Here is a 17,388-nt window from a genome sequence, read left to right on the forward strand (position 1 = left end):
GGGTCGTCCCATAAACACCTCGATAAAGGTGTTGCGACGACCGGTTGAATCCGCCTTGTATCCGAGACAGACAATCGGAAAAGCCACGGTATAGTAACCCCCGATCACGCCAAGGAGCCGTCTATGCGCCAGAAACCCACTGTCCTCGCCCGCGACATTGTCGCCAGTAGCCGTTTGTTTCGTGTGGAGGAGGTGCAGTTACGCTTTTCCAACGGCGTGGAGCGGACTTATGAGCGCCTGGTGGGCCGGGGCAACGGTTACGGCGCGGTGATGATCGTCGCGATGATCGACGCTGACCACGCCCTGTTGATCGAAGAGTATTGCGGCGGCACCGACGAGTATGAACTATCGTTGCCAAAGGGCTTGATCGAGCCCGGCGAGGATGTACTGGCAGCGGCCAACCGGGAGCTCAAGGAAGAAGCCGGTTATGGTGCCCACCAGTTGGAACACATTACTGAACTGTCGGTGTCCCCTGGCTACATGAGCCAGAAAATCCAAGTGGTGCTGGCCACCGATCTGTATGAAGAACGTCTGGAAGGCGACGAGCCGGAGCCGATGCGTGTCGACCGGGTCAACTTGCGGGAACTCTCGCTGTTGGCGCAGAACGCGCAGTTCAGCGAAGGCCGGGCACTCGCCGCGTTGTATCTGGTGCGCGATCTGCTGACCCAGCGTGGAGTGTTCCAGCCATGAGCGAACTGTTTTTAGGCCATCCGTTTATTGCCCCCGTCATTGAACTGGCCCGCCAGGCCGGGGAAGTCATCCTGCCGTACTGGCGCGCCGATGTCGCCGTGAACACCAAGACAGACGATTCGCCCGTGACGGCGGCCGATTTGGCGGCGCACCATTTGATCCTGGCCGGGCTGACCGCGCTGGACCCGAGCATTCCCGTGCTGTCGGAAGAAGACGCGAACATCGACCAGAGCATCCGCGCCGGTTGGCAGCGCTGGTGGTTGGTGGACCCACTGGATGGCACCAAGGAATTCATTTCCGGCAGCGAAGAGTTCACCGTCAACGTCGCGCTGATCGAACACGGCCGGGTGGTGTTCGGGGTGGTGTCGATGCCCACCAGCGGGCGTTGCTACTTTGGCGGTGCAGGCCTTGGCGCCTGGCGCTCGGACATCAACGAGCCGCCCCGGCAGATCCAGGTGCGCCAGACACCGGCCACCGGCGAGGCATTCACCGTGGTGGCCAGCCGTCGCCACAGCAGCCCCGAGCAGGAGCGTTTGCTGGACGGTTTGAGCCAAGGCCTGGGCGAATTGAAGCTGGCCAATATCGGCAGTTCGTTGAAGTTCTGCCTGTTGGCCGAAGGCAGCGCCGACTGCTACCCGCGCCTGGCGCCCACCTCGCAGTGGGACACCGCTGCGGCACAGGGCGTACTCGAAGGGGCGGGTGGTGAAGTGCTGGAGTTGAACGGCGCCCGCTTCAGTTACCCGGCGCGGGCATCGCTGCTCAATCCGTTCTTTTTGGCACTGCCGGCCAAGGCCGCCTGGCGCGAGCGTCTGTTGAGCCTGGCCCGTTCCTGAACCCCGGCAGCCTGCTGGGGAGGACGACCCCACAGGCTGCACTCGCCCCTCGCACCGTGTCGACCGTGCTAGCGGTGCAACACGTACTGCCCGCTAAACGCCACGGCCTGCTCGTCGCTGCCCTGGTTCACGATCCACGTCTGCAACGTCAACCGTGCCCGCCCGTAACGTTGGTAGGTCGCCACGAACCGCTTCCACACCGTTTCCGGCGGCGCTTCACACACGGCCACCGCGTCTCCCGTCACCGGCAGCGGGTAACTGATCTGCCCTTCCTGGATCACAATGTGCCCGCCTTGCACCCCGTCTTCACGCAGTCGCAAGTGCAGCCAACCCCAGCCCGCCAGCACCGCGCCGCAATACAGGCTGCCGCCGAACATGGTGCTCTTGTGGTTGACGTTCGGCGCCAACGGCAGGCCCAGTTGCAGTTGCCCGGCCTGCCAGTCGAGCACGGTGAGGCCCATCTCCCGGGTGAGCGGGATGTCATGGTGAAGGATGGATTCCAGGTAACGGCTGTCGCGGCTCATGGGGATCTCTTGGCAGGTGAAGGGGTTATTCATCGTCGGCGTGCGGGTGGCTGCTGTCGGCGAAGTTCAGCCCGTGCTTGCGCAGTTTGTCGTGCAGGGTTTTGCGCGGCACGCCTAACGCTTCGGCGAGGCTGCGCATGGAGTTGTGGGAGCGCGTCAGCTCGGCGGCGATCAGGCTTTTTTCGAACTGCTCGACCTGCTCGCTCAAGCCGCCCGAGGTGCTGGTCAGCACACCGGCGGCCGGGTCGCCCGGCGTGTTGTCCAGGGCCAGCTCCAGGCCCAGGGCGAACCGCTCGGCGGCGTTTTGCAGCTCGCGCACGTTGCCCGGCCAGCTGTGGCGCAGCAACAATGCTCGCTGGCCCGGTTGCAGTTCCTTGAGCGGCAGGCCATGGCGGCTGCCGGCCTCGTCGGCGAAGTGCTGGAACAGCATCAGCGCATCTTCGCCGCGCTCGCGCAGCGGCGGAATGCGCAGCGGCGCCACGTTGAGGCGGTAATACAAGTCGGCGCGAAAACGCCCCTGGTCGGCAGACTGGCGCAAGTCTTCCTTGGTGGCGGCGATGATGCGGATATCCAGCGGGATCAGTTGATTGCCGCCCAGGCGCTCCACCACGCGTTCTTGCAACAGGCGCAGCAGTTTGACCTGCACGTCCATGCTCATGCTCTCGATTTCATCGAGAAACAGCGTGCCGCCGTTGGCGAATTCGAACTTGCCGATGCGGCGTTTCTGCGCGCCGGTAAAGGCGCCCGGCTCGTGGCCAAACAGCTCGCTTTCCACCACCGACTCGGCCAATGCGCCCGCGTTGATCGCCACGAACGGGCCGTTACGCCGGCTGGACAGGTCGTGCAGCGCCCGTGCGACCACTTCTTTACCCGCGCCGGTTTCGCCCAGGATCAGCACGTCGGCCTTGGTCGCCGCCAGTGCGCCGATCTGCTCGCGCAGGCGCAGCATTTGTGGCGAATGCCCCACCAGCCGCGTGCTCAACTGCTGGCGGTCGCTCAGGGCCAGGCGCAGGCTGCGGTTGTCCAGCACCAGGCGGCGCAGGGCCAGGGCGCGGCGCACGCTGTCGAGCAGGGCGTCGCTGGCGAAGGGTTTTTCCAAAAAGTCATAGGCCCCGGCGCGCATCGCCTGCACCGCCAGCGGTACGTCGCCGTGACCGGTGATCAACAGCACCGGCAGTTCCGGGTCCTGGCCATGCAGTTCGGCCAGCAGCTCCAGGCCGTCCATGCCGGGCATGCGGATGTCGCTCACCACCACGCCCGGCCAGTCGCGGGACAGGCGAGCGGTGAGGCCTGCGGCTTCGCCCAGGGTCAGGACTTTCAGCCCGGCCAGGTCCAGGGTCTGGCACAGGGCCTGACGCAGGTGTGGATCGTCGTCGATCAACACCACCTGAATCTGGTTATCGATACTCATACACTGCGGTCCTCGGACGGTTGCACACTGACGCCCGGCGAGCCGGCACGCAGTTTCAGGGTTAACAGCGCGCCCCCTTCCTTATGGTTGGCGAACAAGAGTTCACCGCCAAAGGCGCGCATCAGGGTGTCGCAGATCGCCAGGCCCAGCCCCAGGCCCTGGGTGCGGGTCTTGGTGGTGTAGAACGGCTCGCTGGCGCGGCCCAGGGCTTCCATGCAAAAACCCGGGCCGTTGTCGCGAATGTACAGGTTGACGCCCTGTTCAGTGGTTTGGGCACTGAGCCAGAGTTTGCGCGGCGGGCCTTTTTCGGTCAGCGCGTCGAGGGCGTTGGCCAACAGGTTGCCGAGCACCTGGCGCAGGCGGGTTTCGCCGGCCTGCACCCACAGGGTCGCCTCCGGCAGGTCGCGGATCAGCTCCACTTCCATCGCCCGACGGCGTTTGGCCAACAACGCCAGGGCATCGTCCAGCGCCGGTTGCAGGGCCACGCTTTCGGGCGCATGCCGGTCGCGGCGGGCGAAGGCGCGCAAATGCGCGATGATCGAGGCCATGCGCCCGGTCAGTTCGCTGATGAGCTTGAGGTTGCCACGGGCGTCGTCGGTGCGTTGGTGATCGAGCAGGATCCCGGCGTTTTCGGCATAGCTGCGAATCGCCGCCAGCGGTTGGTTCAGTTCGTGGCTGATGCTCGCCGACATGGTGCCCAGCGCCGACAATTTGCCCGCTTGCACCAGGTCGTCCTGGGCGCGCACCAGGTCCTGCTGGGCGTTTTCGCGCTCCAGCACTTCCTGTTTCAAGCGCCGGTTGAGTCCTTCCAGGTCGCTGGTGCGTTCGGCCACGCGGCCCTCGAGCTCCAGGCGGGCCTTGGCTTCAAAGGCGATGCGCTCCAGGTAATGGCGGCGGCGCTGCATCATCAGGCCCAGCAACAGCATCAGCACCAGCAAGGTGGCGCCGCCCACCGCGACCACGGTGCGTACCGGGCGGCTGATCAAGGTGCGCGGGGCCAGGATCTCGACCTTCCAGCCGGTTTCGGCCAGGTCAGTGGCCTGGCGCACCCAGCCGCTGGCGCTCAGGTTCAGGGGCTGCGGGTCGCGGGTCGGGTAGGGCTGGATGGCGATGATCGCCAGGCGCTCCTGGGGTGACAGTGGCCGGGTGGCGCGAAATCGCCATTGGGGGCGCGAGGTGAGGATCACCACGCCATTGTGGTCGGTCACCAGCAGTTGTTCCGGGGTGTTGCCCCACAGGCTTTCGGTGTGGTCCAGGTCGACCTTGGCCACCAATACGCCAATGATGGTGTCGCCCTCGCGCACGGCCGCCGCAAAGAAATAACCGCGCTTGGCCGAGGTGGTGCCCAGCCCGAAGAACCGCCCCAGGCGCCCTTCCATGGCTTCGCTGAAATACGGCCGGAAGGAAAAATTGCGCCCCACGAAGCTGTCTTGCTTGTCCCAGTTGGACGCGGCCAGGGTTTTGCCGGTGGTGTCCATCAGGTACATCACTTCCACGCCCGCCTGGGCGGCGACGTCCTTGAGCAGCATGTTGGCGCTGACCAGGTTGGTGCTCACCTGCGGCGCGTCCAGCGCGGTGCGCAGGGCGGGCAGGTCGCCGAGGATCTGCGGCAGCACCTCGTAGCGGTGCAGGGTGCCCAGCAGGTTGGCGACGTACAGGTCGAGGGTCTGGCGGTTCTGCCCGGCCAGCTCGCTGCGGTAGTAGCGCTCGGCCAGGTGTTCGAGCGGCCACAGCAGCGGCGCCAGGCACAGCGCCAGCAGCGCGAGGCTGCGCCACCGGGGTCTACGCGCAAGGGTTGGGTTCATGGCAGGGATGCGCCTCAAGAGTACCGGCGCATTATGCCTAGTGCTGCGCGGCAAGACACTCGCGCAATGCGTCCTGCCACTGCGGCAGGGCGACGTGCCACTGCCGGTGCAGGCGGCTGCACGCCAGGCGCGAGTTCAACGGGCGCCTGGCGGGCGTGGGGTAGGCGCTGGAGGCGATGGCCTCCAACTCGGCGCAGGCCTTGCCTTGGGCGCGCAGGTGCTCGCCAATGGCCTGGGCAAACCCGAACCATGACGTCTCGCCCCGGGCCGTGAGGTGATAAACGCCCCAGTCCCCGGCCTGGCCCGCCTGCCAGCGCTCGATCAGCTGGCGGGTGCCTTGGGCAATGCTGCCCGCCCAGGTCGGCGCGCCGATCTGGTCGGCGACGATGCGCAGCAGCGGCTTTTCTTGCAGCAGGCGTTGCATGGTCAGCAGGAAATTCTTGCCATGGTTTGAATAGACCCAACTGGTGCGCAAGATCAGGTGTTCGCCGCCCACCGCCGCAATCGCCTGCTCGCCCGCCAGTTTGCTCAGGCCGTAGACGCTCAGGGGGTGGGGCGCGTCGTCTTCGGTGTAGGCGGCAGGTTTGCTGCCGTCAAACACGTAGTCGGTGGAGTAGTGGATCAGCGGGATGCCCAGCGCATGGGCTTCTTCGGCGAACACCCCGGGCGCGGTGGCGTTGATGGCGAAGGCGGCGTCCGGCTCGCTCTCGGCCTGGTCCACGGCAGTGTGGGCGGCCGCGTTGATGATCAGGCCCGGACGGTGGGCGCGGACCTGCTGGCGAATGCGTTCAGGGTGCGCCAGGTCGAGGTGGTCGCGCCCGAGCACGATCAACTCGCCCAGGCCCTGGAGGTGCTGTTGCAGCGCGCGGGAAACCTGGCCGTGCTGGCCGCTGATGAGGATTTTGAGGGGGGTGGTCATGGGAACAGGTCGGCCTCCAGCAGGGGTTTGCCGTTGTTGTCCTTGGCGGACAGTTGCGGCGGTTCGGTCAGTTGCCAGTCGATGGCCAGCGTCGGGTCGTTCCACAGCAGGCTGCGCTCGGCGGACGGCGTGTAGTAATCGGTGGTTTTGTAGAGGAACTCGGCCACCTCGCTCAGCACCACGAAGCCATGCGCAAAGCCTTCCGGCACCCATAACTGCCGGTGGTTCTGCGCCGACAAGTGCACGCCCACCCATTGGCCGAACGTGGGCGAGCTGCGGCGGATGTCGACGGCCACGTCCAGCACTTCACCAAAGGTCACGCGCACCAGTTTGCCCTGGGTGTGTTCCAGTTGGTAATGCAGGCCGCGCAACACGCCTTTTTGCGAGCGTGAATGGTTGTCCTGCACGAAGTCACGCTTGAGCCCGGTGGCGTCTTCAAACGCGCGGGCATTGAAGCTTTCGTAGAAAAACCCGCGCTCGTCGCCAAACACCTTCGGCTCGAGGATCAACACGCCGGGCAGCGTTGTTTCTGTCACCTTCATTTATGCTCTCCGGCCAATGAGTACAGGTATTGGCCATATCCGGTCTTGCCAAAATAACGGGCGCGCTCCAGCAGGTGGTCGCGGTCGATCCAGCCGTTCAGGTAGGCGATTTCTTCCAGGCATGCCACTTTCAGGCCCTGGCGGTGTTCGATGGTCTGCACGTACTGCGAGGCTTCCAGCAAGCTGTCGTGGGTGCCGGTGTCGAGCCAGGCAAAGCCCCGGCCGAAACGCTCCACTTGCAGGTCGCCGCGTTGCAGGTAGGCATTGTTGACGTCGGTGATTTCCAGCTCGCCACGGGCTGAAGGCTTGATGGCCTTGGCGATCTGGATCACGTCGTTGTCATAGAAATACAGGCCGGTGACCGCGTAGCTGGATTTAGGCTTGGCGGGCTTTTCTTCGATGGACAGGGCATGGCCGTCGGCGTCGAAGTCGATCACGCCGAAGCGCTCCGGGTCCTTGACCCAATAACCGAACACCGTCGCGCCTTGATCGCGCTGCACCGCGCCCTTCAATTGTTCGCTGAAGCGTTGGCCGTGGAAGATGTTGTCACCCAGGATCAGGCACACCGGGTCTTTGCCGATGAACTGTTCGCCAATCAGGAAGGCCTGGGCCAAGCCGTCTGGCTTGGGCTGCTCGGCGTAGGTGAACGTGACGCCGAACTGGCTACCGTCGCCCAGCAGGTTGCGGTATTGCGGCAGGTCGGCGGGTGTTGATATGACCAGGATCTCCTTGATGCCCGCCAGCATCAGTACGGAGATCGGGTAATAGATCATCGGTTTGTCGTACACCGGCAACAATTGCTTGGAGACGCCCAGGGTGATGGGGTGCAAACGGGTGCCGGTGCCGCCGGCCAATACGATTCCCTTCATCATGCAATCAGATCCTTATAGTCAGTGTTGCCCAGTCGTTCGCCTTGGTAGCTGCCATCCTGAACCCTGCGGCACCATTCCAGGTTTTCGAGATACCACTGCACGGTCTTGCGCAGGCCGCTCTCGAAGGTTTCCTGTGGCGCCCAGCCCAGCTCGCGTTCGATCTTGCTGGCGTCGATCGCGTAGCGCAGGTCGTGGCCGGGGCGGTCCTTGACGAAGGTGATCAGGTCGCTGAACTGCGCCACACCCGCGGGGCGGCGGGGCGCCAGTTCTTCCAGCAACGCGCAAATGCTGCGCACGACGTCGATGTTTTTCTGCTCGTTGTGCCCACCGATGTTGTACGTCTCGCCCACCACACCGTCGGTGACCACCTTGAGCAACGCACGGGCGTGGTCCTCTACAAACAGCCAGTCGCGCACTTGTCGGCCATCGCCGTATACCGGCAGCGGCTTGCCCGCGAGGGCGTTGAGGATCACCAGCGGGATCAGTTTTTCGGGGAAGTGGAACGGCCCGTAATTGTTCGAGCAATTGGTGAGCAGCACCGGCAACCCGTAGGTGCGCTGCCAGGCGCGGACCAGGTGGTCGGACGCCGCCTTGCTGGCCGAGTACGGCGAGCTGGGCGCATAGGGTGTGGTTTCGGTGAACAGGTCATCGACGCCGTGCAAGTCGCCATACACTTCGTCGGTGGAAATGTGATGGAAGCGGAACGCACTTTTCGCAGGCTCCGGCAGTTGTTGCCAGTAACCGCGCGCCGCTTCCAGCAGGCTGTAGGTGCCCACGATGTTGGTCTGGATAAAGTCCGACGGGCCGTCGATGGAGCGGTCGACGTGGGACTCGGCCGCCAGGTGCATGATGGCATCCGGCGCAAAACGCGCGAGCACGGCGCTCACGGTGGCCTGGTCGATGATGTCGGCCTGGACGAACTCGTAGCGGGTATTGGTGGCAATGCTGGCCAGCGACTCGAGGTTGCCGGCGTAGGTCAGCTTGTCCAGGTTGAGCACTTCGTGCCCGGTGTGTTGAATCAGGTGCCGGATCAGGGCGGAGCCAATGAAGCCAGCCCCGCCGGTGATGAGAATGCGCATGTCGGAAGCCCTTTTCCTTAGACGGTCGTCAAGCCCATGCAGCATAGCTGGAGTTATGCAGCGCAGGGGTTGCGTTACACCCGTTATCGATGGCGAGATAATCCCCTGACAAAAACCTCAAGGATCGTCCCATGTTGCTCGCCACGTTGATTCACCGCGTCAGCCTGCCCTGCCCGCAAGTCGGTCCTGTGCCCGCCGCGCGGCTATTGGCGCAGCATTACGGCCTTGAGGGCGTATTGCAGTCGCTGGGCAGCCAGCAGGACCTCAATTACCGGGTAGACAGCGCCCAAGGCCGTTTCGTGCTGAAAATCTGCCGGGGCGACTACGCCGCCGTCGAACTCGAGGCCCAGCACGCCGGGCTCAAGCATTTGCAGGCGCATGCCCACCTGCGCGTGCCTGCGGTGATCGCCGCGCGCGACGGCCGGGAACTGCTGACCGAAACCGTCGACGGGCACACCGTGCACCTGCGCCTGCTCGATTACATCGACGGCCAGCCGTTGACTCACCTGCCTCACCTGAGCCGCGAAGTGATTGCCGGGTTCGGCCGGCTCTGCGCGCAGATGAACCTGGCGCTCGCCGACTTCACCCACCCGGGCCTTGAGCGCACGTTGCAATGGGACCCGCGCCACGCCGCCGAGTTGATCGCGCACCTAGTGGCCAACCTCGAGCACCTGCCGCACCGGGTCTTGATCGAGCAGGCCGCCGCCCAGGCCTGGCAGTGCGTGGCGCCGTTGGCTGCGGCGCTGCCGTGGCAAGCCGTGCACATGGACATCACCGACGACAACGTGGTGTGGCAGCGCGACGAACACCGCCACTGGCAGGTGCAGGGCGTGATCGACTTCGGCGACCTGGTGCACACCTGGCGCATTGCCGACTTGTCAGTGACTTGCGCCGCGTTGTTGCATCACGCCAAGGGGGACCCGTTTGCGATCCTGCCGGCGATCCAGGCCTATCACGCCGTGAACCCTTTGCAGCGTGAGGAGTTGCAGGTGTTGTGGCCACTGATCGTGGCCCGGGCGGTGGTGCTGGTGCTCAGCAGCGAGCAGCAACGGCGACTGGACCCGCACAACGCCTACCTGCTGAAAAACGCCGAGCATGAGTGGGACATCTTCCACGTTGCCACCTCGGTGCCGTTCGAGCTGATGGAAGCGGCGATCCTGAACGAGTTACCGCCATTGGCCAGCGATGGCTTTGCTCCGTTGTTGCCCGGCCTGGTTGGCCGCGAGTTCGCGTTGATCGACCTGGGCGTGTTGAGCCCGCATTTGCAGGCCGGTAACTGGGAGCAAGCGGGCATCGACCAGCGCCTGTTGCAGGAAGCGGCGGCGGTCCATGGGCTGGCGGCGAGTCGTTATGGGCAATACCGCTTGTCGCGCACGCGGCCGGACAGCGCCGAGGAGCCGGACACATTTGCCCTGCATGTGGAACTGCGCGTGCCCCAGGGCACCGCTGTGCAAGCGCCGTTCGCCGGTACGCTGCAGGCGGGCCCGCAGGGGGTGTGGGTGCTGCACAGTGCTCATTTGAACCTGCGGCTGTGGGGCGTGGACGCCACGCTGCCTGCCGGGGCCAGCGTGCTCAAGGGCCAGGTGTTGGGCGCAACCGACGGCGCCCTCACCGTGCAACTGTGCCGCGCCGACCTTGCGCCGCCGCTGTTTTGCGTGCCTTCGCGGGTGCGGGCATGGCAGGCGTTGTGCCCGTCTCCGGCGGCCTTGCTGGGGCTGGCCTGCGATGCCGAGCCCGAGCAGGACGCGCACACCCTGCTGGCCCGGCGCGACGCGAGCTTTGCGCGCACGCAAAAACACTATTACGTGGACCCGCCGCGCATCGAGCGCGGCTGGCGCAACCACCTGATCGACATGCAGGGCCGCGCCTACCTGGACATGCTCAACAACGTCGCCGTGCTGGGCCACGGCCACCCGCGCATGGCCCAAGTGGCAGCGCGGCAATGGTCGTTGCTCAACACCAATTCGCGTTTTCACTATGCGGCGGTTGCCGAGTTTTCCGAGCGCTTGCTCAAGCTGGCGCCCAGTGGCATGGACCGTGTGTTTCTGGTCAACAGCGGCACCGAGGCCAACGACCTGGCGATCCGCCTGGCCTGGGCCTACAGCGGCGGGCGCGACATGCTCAGTGTGCTGGAGGCCTATCACGGCTGGTCGGTGGCGGCGGATGCGGTGTCCACTTCGATTGCCGACAACCCCAAGGCCCTGAGCAGCCGCCCGGACTGGGTGCACCCGGTGACCGCGCCGAATACCTACCGTGGTGAGTTCCGTGGGCCCCACAGCACGCCGGACTATGTACGAAGCGTGGAACACAACCTGGCGAAAATCGCCGAACAAAAACGCCAGCTCGCGGGTTTCATCTGTGAGCCTGTGTATGGCAATGCCGGCGGGATTTCCCTGCCGCCGGGGTATCTGCAAACGGTGTACGGGTTGGTGCGTGCGCAGGGCGGGGTGTGCATCGCCGACGAAGTGCAGGTGGGTTATGGCCGCATGGGCCATTTCTTCTGGGGGTTTGAGGAGCAGGGCGTGGTGCCGGACATCATCACCATGGCCAAAGGCATGGGCAACGGCCAGCCGCTGGGCGCGGTGATCACCCGGCGGGAAATCGCCGAGGCGCTGGAGGCCGAGGGGTATTTCTTCTCGTCGTCGGGCGGCAGCCCGGTGAGCTGCCAGATCGGCCTGGCGGTGCTGGAGGTGATGGAGCAAGAAAAGCTGTGGGAAAACGCCCAAGTGGTGGGCGGGCATTTCAAGGCGCGCCTGGAGGCGTTGATCGAGCGCCACCCGCTGGTGGGCGCGGTGCACGGGTCTGGGTTTTACCTGGGCCTGGAACTGGTGCGCGACCGCCAGACCCTGGAACCTGCCACCGCCGAAACCGCGTTGCTGTGCGACCGCCTGCGCGAGCTGGGGATTTTCATGCAGCCGACCGGTGATTACCTGAACATCCTCAAGATCAAGCCGCCGATGGTCACGTCGCGCCAGAGCGTGGATTTCTTCGTGGACATGCTGTCCAAGGTGCTGGACGAGGCGCTGTAAGGCTCACTGTCGATTGTTATCGAGAATTTTTCAGTGAATTTCATCGGGGATGATTTTTTTGGCTTCAAAAGCCGATTTTTATCCGATATAAAGTCGGCCACGTCCCCCTTATTGTCATCGGTCAGGGCTACCCTGACCGCTACTCCCCCGGCCTGATCCCTGGAGCCCTGAATGACCACTTTGCACAGCACCCCCCGCGCCGATGGTTTTTACATGCCCGCCGAATGGGCGCCGCAGACCCAGGCCTGGATGATCTGGCCGCAGCGCCCGGACAACTGGCGCCTGGGCGGCAAACCCGCGCAGGCCGCGCATGTGGCGGTGGCCAAGGCGATTGCGCGGTTTGAGCCGGTGACTGTCGCCGTCTCGGCCGAGCAGTACGAAAACGCCCGGGCGCGGCTGGACGTGCCCAATATCCGCGTGGTGGAAATGTCCAATGACGATGCGTGGGTGCGCGACACCGGGCCGACGTTTGTGATCAATGACAGCGGCGAAGTGCGCGGCGTGAACTGGGACTTCAACGCCTGGGGCGGCTTTGACGGCGGCCTGTATGCGCCGTGGAACCGCGACGTGCAGGTGGGCGGCAAGATCCTCGAGATCGAGCGCGCTCCGCGTTACCGCACCGAGGGGTTTGTGCTCGAAGGTGGCTCGATTCATGTCGACGGGGAAGGCACGCTCATCACCACCGAAGAATGCCTGCTCAACCGCAATCGCAACCCGCACCTGAACCGGGGCGAGATCGAAGCGGTGCTGCGCGACCACCTGGCGGTGGACACCATCATCTGGTTGCCCGATGGCCTGTTCAACGACGAAACCGATGGCCATGTGGATAACTTCTGCTGCTACGTGCGCCCGGGCGAGGTGTTGCTGGCCTGGACCGACGACGCGCAAGACCCCAACTACGCCCGCTGCCACGCCGCCCTGCAAGTGCTGCAAAACAGCACCGATGCCAAGGGCCGCCCGTTCATCGTGCATAAAATGCCGATCCCGGGCCCGCTCTTCGCCACCGAAGAAGAATGCGCCGGGGTGGACCCGGTCGATGGCAGCCAGGAGCGTAATCCCACTGTGCGGTTGGCCGGTTCCTACGTGAACTTCCTGATCGTCAACGGCGGCATCATCGCGCCGAGTTTTGACGACCCGCTGGACGCCACCGCCAAGCAGATCCTGCAGGAGCTGTTCCCGCAGCACGAAGTGGTGATGGTGCCGGGCCGCGAACTGTTACTGGGCGGGGGCAATATCCATTGCCTGACCCAACAACAGCCCGCGCCGCACAAAAACTGAGTGCGGTTGTAACATCTTCGTGCGTGATTGAACGTCCCCGCGGGGGCTCGCCCTCGCCGCGTTTCAAGCCAGCCCACGGCCCGTCAGGCTCGTGGGCTTTTTTGTGGGCAAGTGCCTGTGGGCCGGGGACTTGGCATAGCTCTTGTATCGGTAATAGCCCCGCAATCAGGGCGTGTGACTGCGCAGTTCTGTCACAAACCTTGAGTACCTTGGCCGCTCACGCAGTAGGAGAGAGCGCTGACATGAACGCCGATATCAACCTGATGTACAAACGCACGTTCCACCCGCTGCGGGTGAACGGCGATGCACTGCATGCGTTGGCACTCTGGTTGAAGGCAAACGACCCGCGACAGGCCAGGCAACCGCCTGCACGCGAGGTGAGGGTGGAGCGCTACCCGGCGGGATTGTTGAGCGACGAAGAACTGTTGGCGTTGTGTGAAGTAATCAACAGCTAAACGACAGCAGTGGCCTGTTTTGAACAGTGACGCCCTCGCAGGTGAGTGTTGGCTTGCCTGCGAGGGGGCACGAGGGTCTGTTCAGGCGGTGGCCGGCAGCTGGCTCAGAAGTTGTAAGTGCCGGTGACCACCAGGGAGCGCGGTTCGCCTGGCTGGATCTGCGCGGCACTGGTGGCGGACTCGTAGTAGCGTTTGTCGCTGAGGTTGTTGAGCGCCGCCCGCACATCCCATTCTTTTTGCCGGAACCCGGCCAGGGCATCCCAGCGCCCGTAGCCGGGCAGCACCACGGTGTTGAGGTTGTCGGCATAGCGGTCGCCCACCAGCGTCAGGCCGGTTTCGGCGTACCAGCCCATTTCGGGTTTCCAGGTGATGAACAGGCTGGCGTTGCGCTTGGCCACGTCGCTGATGCGCTTGCCTGCAAAGCCGTTGCTGTCTTTTTCGACCTTGGCATCCTGCACCCCGACGCCGCCGCGCAGGTACCAGTTGCCGACGATTTTCCCGGCGGCCGTCAGCTCCACACCGCGCGAGCGCTGCACGCCGCTGAGCAGGGTGACAGTGGGGTCCAGCGGGTCGCGGGTGCGGCGGTTGTAAAGCTCCAGCTCGTACACCGCCAGGGTGGTGCTCAGGCGGTCGTCGAGCCAGTCGCTTTTGACGCCGACTTCTTTCTGCCGGGTCAGTTCCGGGCTCAGGTCGTTGACGTTACCCGCCGCATTAGGCGTGATGCCGATCAAGCCGCCGCCCGCTGGCGAGAACGTTTTGCTCCATGAGGCATAGAACGTGTGGTGCTCCAGCGGCGTCCAGATCACGCCGACGCGCGGGCTGGTGTGGTGGCTGTCGACCTGTTGCCGGGCATGGTTGACCTGGTTGGTGGTGTCCACCTCGAAACGGTCGTAGCGCAGGCCGGCCAGCAGTTGCCATTGATCGTTCAGGCGCAGTTGGTCCTGCACGTACAGGCCTTGGCTGTCGGCCTGGGTGTCGTTGTGCGTGGAGAGCACCATCGGGCCGTTATAGCTCTGGCGACGATTGGGGTGGCGCAGGTCGACGCCGGGCACATTGGCAGGCACTTTGGCGGTGTAGAGCTTGGGGTCGCGACGCTGGTTGCCAAGTTCCAGGCCGGTGAGCAGCCGGTGCTCCAGGCCGAAGGTGCTGAAGCCGCCTTCCAGTTCCAGGTTATTGAAAATGTTGCGGGTGTTGAGGTCTTGCTGCCAGCGCTGGCGCGTCACCGTGTTTGTCTTGGCGTTGTAGCCGGTGAGGTAGGTGTTGTCGAAGTCGCTGTCGAGCGTGAACACGCTCAAGGTATGGCGCAGTTGCCAGTTATCGTTGACCTCATAGGCCAGGCGCGAACGCAGGGACTGGGAGGTGTCGTCGATGTAGTCGCGGGCATCGCCATACGTGGTGCTGCGGCCCACGTCCGCCGGGCGGCCGTTGACGCCGGGAATGCCGCGATCGGGCGTGCGGTTGTAGCGGCTGTACTCGTACTGCACCAACCAGTTCAGGTCTGGCGCCAGTTGCCAGCTCATCGACGGCGCGAACAATTGGCGATTGCCGCTGACGTGGTCGCGGAAACTGTTGGCGTCTTCGTTGCCCATGTTCAGGCGCAGGCTGAGGGTGTCGGTGGGGTCGGCGCTGAGGTCGGCGTACAGGCTGCGCAGGTCTTGACTGCCGCCCTGGACTTCGACGCTGGAGGCGCGCCCGGCCTGGGGCAGTTTGCTGACACGGTTGACGATACCGCCCTGGCCGCCACGGCCGTACAACACAGCGGCGGGGCCCTTGAGCACCTCGATGCGTTCGATGTTGTGCAGGTCACGCACGTATTGGCTGTCGTCGCGCACGCCGTCCAGGTAGAAGTCGTTGCTGGCGTCGAAGCCACGGATGCGCAGGCTGTCAAAGCGCGTGTCGGCGCCGCTGCTGAGGTTGGGCACGCCGCTCAAGGCCTGGCCCAGGTCGTTGGTGCCGTAGGCGCGCAGGGTGTCGGTGTTCACCGCGTCGATGGCCTGGGGCACGTAGCGCACCGGCGTGGCCGTGCGGGTGGCGGTGTTGGTCTGGCGCACGCGCGGGTCGTCTTCGTCGGCTTCGGCGCGGATCGACGTTTCTGGCAGGACGGTGGCCGCGCAGGCAAAACCTGCAGACAGCAGGGCAGAAAGCCCAAGGGTGATGGGCGTCAGGCGGGGGGGCAGGCATGGGAATGTGCATCCAAAAAAGTCAGCGGAAAAACGCGTGCGAATGATAATGCTTGTTATTTGCGCGCGTTATTTATTCTGTGCCACGGAGGGTTTGGAAAGTGTTACTTAATGTGTTTTGAGCGGCGACCCCGGAGTTCTTAGATTTTTTTCGCCTAAATACAGAAGATTCACGAAATTGACACACCGTTAAGGGCGCAGATAGGATCCGCTCCAACGCCTGTGGCTAACCGCCATGATTCCTCAATAAAAAAAGGCCCGCGGCTCACCAGTCGTCCGCGGGCCTTTTTTATTGTGGGGAGGCGACACCAGAAAAAGCAGTAAGGAGCCTGGTGTCACAGCGCGTCATCAACCCGTATTAAGGAATATAAAAAAATGTTGAAACAACGGATGGGTCTGCTCGCTCTGGGGATTTTGAGCGCGACGACCGCAATGGCTAACGACCAGGAGCAATCCAAAGGGTTCGTAGAGGACAGCCACCTGAACATCGCGGCGCGCAACGCGTACATCAGCCGCGACTACAAGAACCACAAGCAAGACAAAGCCGAATGGGGCCAGGGTTTCATCGGCAAGTTCGAGTCCGGCTTCACCCAAGGCACCGTGGGTGTGGGTGTGGACGTGATCGGCCAGTACGCGATTCGTCTGGATGGCGGTAAAGGCCGCAGCGGCGCCGGTGGTATCGATTTCTTCAAGCAAGGCGACAGCGGCGCAGCAGCGGACGACCTGTCCAAGGGCGGCGCAGCCGTGAAGTTCCGTGTGTCCAACACCGTGCTCAAGTACGGCCAACAGATGCCGGCCGTGCCAGTGCTGGAGTTCGACAACTCCCGCCTGCTGTCGGAAACCTACGAGGGCACCTCGATCGTTTCCAAGGAAATCGCCGGCCTGCAACTGGACGCCGGTCATTTCACCAAGGAAGCACGCAAGAGCGCCGAAGGCAGCGACAGCGGCGGCCTGAAAAGCATCAACTACCTGGGCGGTAGCTACAAGTTCACCGAAAGCCTGTCGGCCGCGCTGTACGCCTCCGACATGGAAGACGTGCTGAAGAAGCAATACGTCAACGTCAACTACGTGCTGGCGCTGCCAGAAAAGCAATCGTTGACCTTTGACTTCAACGGCTACAAAACCAAGCTGGACAAGAGCTTTGCCCTGGAAAACCAAGGTGATGCAGACGCCCGCGACAACAAGATCTGGAGCCTGGCCGCGACCTGGGCCTTTGGTCCGCACAGCCTGACCCTGGCCCACCAGCGCAGCACCGGTGACACCGGCTACCTGTACGGCGGCTATCGCAACGCAGGCGGTATCGGCGACGGTGGCAACACCATCCTGCTGGCCAACTCCTACTGGTCCGACTTCAACGGCAAGGACGAGCGCTCCTGGCAAGCCGGCTACGGCCTGGACTTCAGTGCGTTCGGCGTGCCGGGCCTGACCTACAACATCGCTTACGTGCGCGGTACTAACATTGACGACGGTTCCAACCGTGGCAATGGCACCGAGCGTGAGATCTTCAACCAGTTCAAATACGTGGTACAGAGCGGCCCGGCTAAAAACCTGAGCCTGCGTGCCCGTGCATCCTGGTTGCGCGTCTCCAACAACGCCAGCGACTACAACGTGGGCGGGAACGAACTGCGCCTGTTCGCCGACTACCCGATCAACGTTTTCTGATGATCGCGCGTCGGGCCTGATTCAAGGCACACAAAAAACCCCGACTGGTTCGGGGTTTTTTTATGTGCGCCAGGCATGGCGCGTTGCGCGAAGCGCAACCAGCTTGGCT

General features: G+C 63.9%; 14 protein-coding genes. 6 read left to right on the forward strand and 8 right to left on the reverse strand.

What is annotated here, in order from left to right:
- Nucleotides 1–123 precede the first annotated feature (123 nt).
- Nucleotides 124–690: an ADP compounds hydrolase NudE gene (nudE, locus tag ACW9H9_RS26610; RefSeq protein ID WP_457346292.1), complete on the forward strand. Its 567-nt coding sequence runs from the start codon at nt 124–126 to the stop codon at nt 688–690.
- Nucleotides 687–1,523 (forward strand): 3'(2'),5'-bisphosphate nucleotidase CysQ, encoded by an 837-nt coding sequence (gene cysQ, locus ACW9H9_RS26615; protein WP_457346291.1) that lies wholly within the window; start codon nt 687–689, stop codon nt 1,521–1,523. Before nudE ends, cysQ begins: the two co-directional genes overlap by 4 nt.
- Before the next feature lie 68 nt (nt 1,524–1,591).
- On the opposite strand, the gene ACW9H9_RS26620 is transcribed toward cysQ, so the two are convergent.
- From ACW9H9_RS26620 to rfbB, 7 genes are read right to left on the reverse strand one after another with little or no spacing between them, the layout of a single operon-like run.
- Nucleotides 1,592–2,047, reverse strand: coding sequence for a YiiD C-terminal domain-containing protein (locus ACW9H9_RS26620; protein ID WP_457346289.1), 456 nt, complete (start codon nt 2,045–2,047; stop codon nt 1,592–1,594).
- Nucleotides 2,048–2,072: 25 nt separating this feature from the next.
- Nucleotides 2,073–3,458, reverse strand: a complete 1,386-nt coding sequence (locus ACW9H9_RS26625) for a sigma-54-dependent transcriptional regulator (protein ID WP_457346287.1) — start codon at nt 3,456–3,458, stop codon at nt 2,073–2,075.
- Complete coding sequence (locus tag ACW9H9_RS26630) at nt 3,455–5,263, reverse strand: sensor histidine kinase (protein WP_457346286.1); 1,809 nt, start codon at nt 5,261–5,263, stop codon at nt 3,455–3,457. Before ACW9H9_RS26630 ends, ACW9H9_RS26625 begins: the two co-directional genes overlap by 4 nt.
- Nucleotides 5,264–5,300: 37 nt before the next feature.
- Nucleotides 5,301–6,182: a dTDP-4-dehydrorhamnose reductase gene (rfbD, locus tag ACW9H9_RS26635; protein WP_457346285.1), complete on the reverse strand. Its 882-nt coding sequence runs from the start codon at nt 6,180–6,182 to the stop codon at nt 5,301–5,303.
- Nucleotides 6,179–6,724 (reverse strand): dTDP-4-dehydrorhamnose 3,5-epimerase, encoded by a 546-nt coding sequence (gene rfbC / locus ACW9H9_RS26640; RefSeq protein ID WP_457346284.1) that lies wholly within the window; start codon nt 6,722–6,724, stop codon nt 6,179–6,181. Before rfbC ends, rfbD begins: the two co-directional genes overlap by 4 nt.
- Complete coding sequence (rfbA, locus tag ACW9H9_RS26645; RefSeq protein ID WP_457346283.1) at nt 6,721–7,596, reverse strand: glucose-1-phosphate thymidylyltransferase RfbA; 876 nt, start codon at nt 7,594–7,596, stop codon at nt 6,721–6,723. Before rfbA ends, rfbC begins: the two co-directional genes overlap by 4 nt.
- Nucleotides 7,593–8,675, reverse strand: coding sequence for a dTDP-glucose 4,6-dehydratase (gene rfbB, locus ACW9H9_RS26650; RefSeq protein ID WP_457346282.1), 1,083 nt, complete (start codon nt 8,673–8,675; stop codon nt 7,593–7,595). The genes rfbA and rfbB overlap by 4 nt, the downstream gene beginning before the upstream one ends.
- A 131-nt stretch (nt 8,676–8,806) precedes the next feature.
- Here rfbB and ACW9H9_RS26655 point away from each other — a divergent pair, with 131 nt between their 5' ends.
- From ACW9H9_RS26655 to ACW9H9_RS26665, 3 genes are all read left to right on the forward strand, one after another.
- Entirely contained in the window at nt 8,807–11,704 is a 2,898-nt protein-coding gene (locus ACW9H9_RS26655) for an aminotransferase (RefSeq protein ID WP_457346280.1), read from the forward strand.
- 171 nt (nt 11,705–11,875) lie between these two features.
- The gene (aguA, locus tag ACW9H9_RS26660) at nt 11,876–12,982 is read left to right on the forward strand and encodes an agmatine deiminase (RefSeq protein WP_457346279.1); all 1,107 of its coding nucleotides are present in this window, start codon (nt 11,876–11,878) and stop codon (nt 12,980–12,982) included.
- Nucleotides 12,983–13,224: 242 nt separating this feature from the next.
- The gene (locus ACW9H9_RS26665; RefSeq protein WP_457346277.1) at nt 13,225–13,437 is read left to right on the forward strand and encodes a hypothetical protein; all 213 of its coding nucleotides are present in this window, start codon (nt 13,225–13,227) and stop codon (nt 13,435–13,437) included.
- 104 nt (nt 13,438–13,541) lie between these two features.
- Here ACW9H9_RS26665 and ACW9H9_RS26670 read toward each other — a convergent pair whose 3' ends face one another.
- A complete protein-coding gene (locus ACW9H9_RS26670) occupies nt 13,542–15,614 on the reverse strand; it encodes a TonB-dependent receptor (RefSeq protein ID WP_457346293.1) in 2,073 nt (690 codons plus the stop codon).
- A 378-nt stretch (nt 15,615–15,992) separates the two neighbouring features.
- Between ACW9H9_RS26670 and ACW9H9_RS26675 the strand changes: the two genes are divergently transcribed.
- A complete protein-coding gene (locus ACW9H9_RS26675) occupies nt 15,993–17,279 on the forward strand; it encodes an OprD family porin (RefSeq protein ID WP_457346276.1) in 1,287 nt (428 codons plus the stop codon).
- The last annotated feature ends 109 nt before the right edge of the window (nt 17,280–17,388 follow it).

The sequence above is a fragment of the Pseudomonas sp. SDO5215_S409 genome (assembly GCF_054071325.1).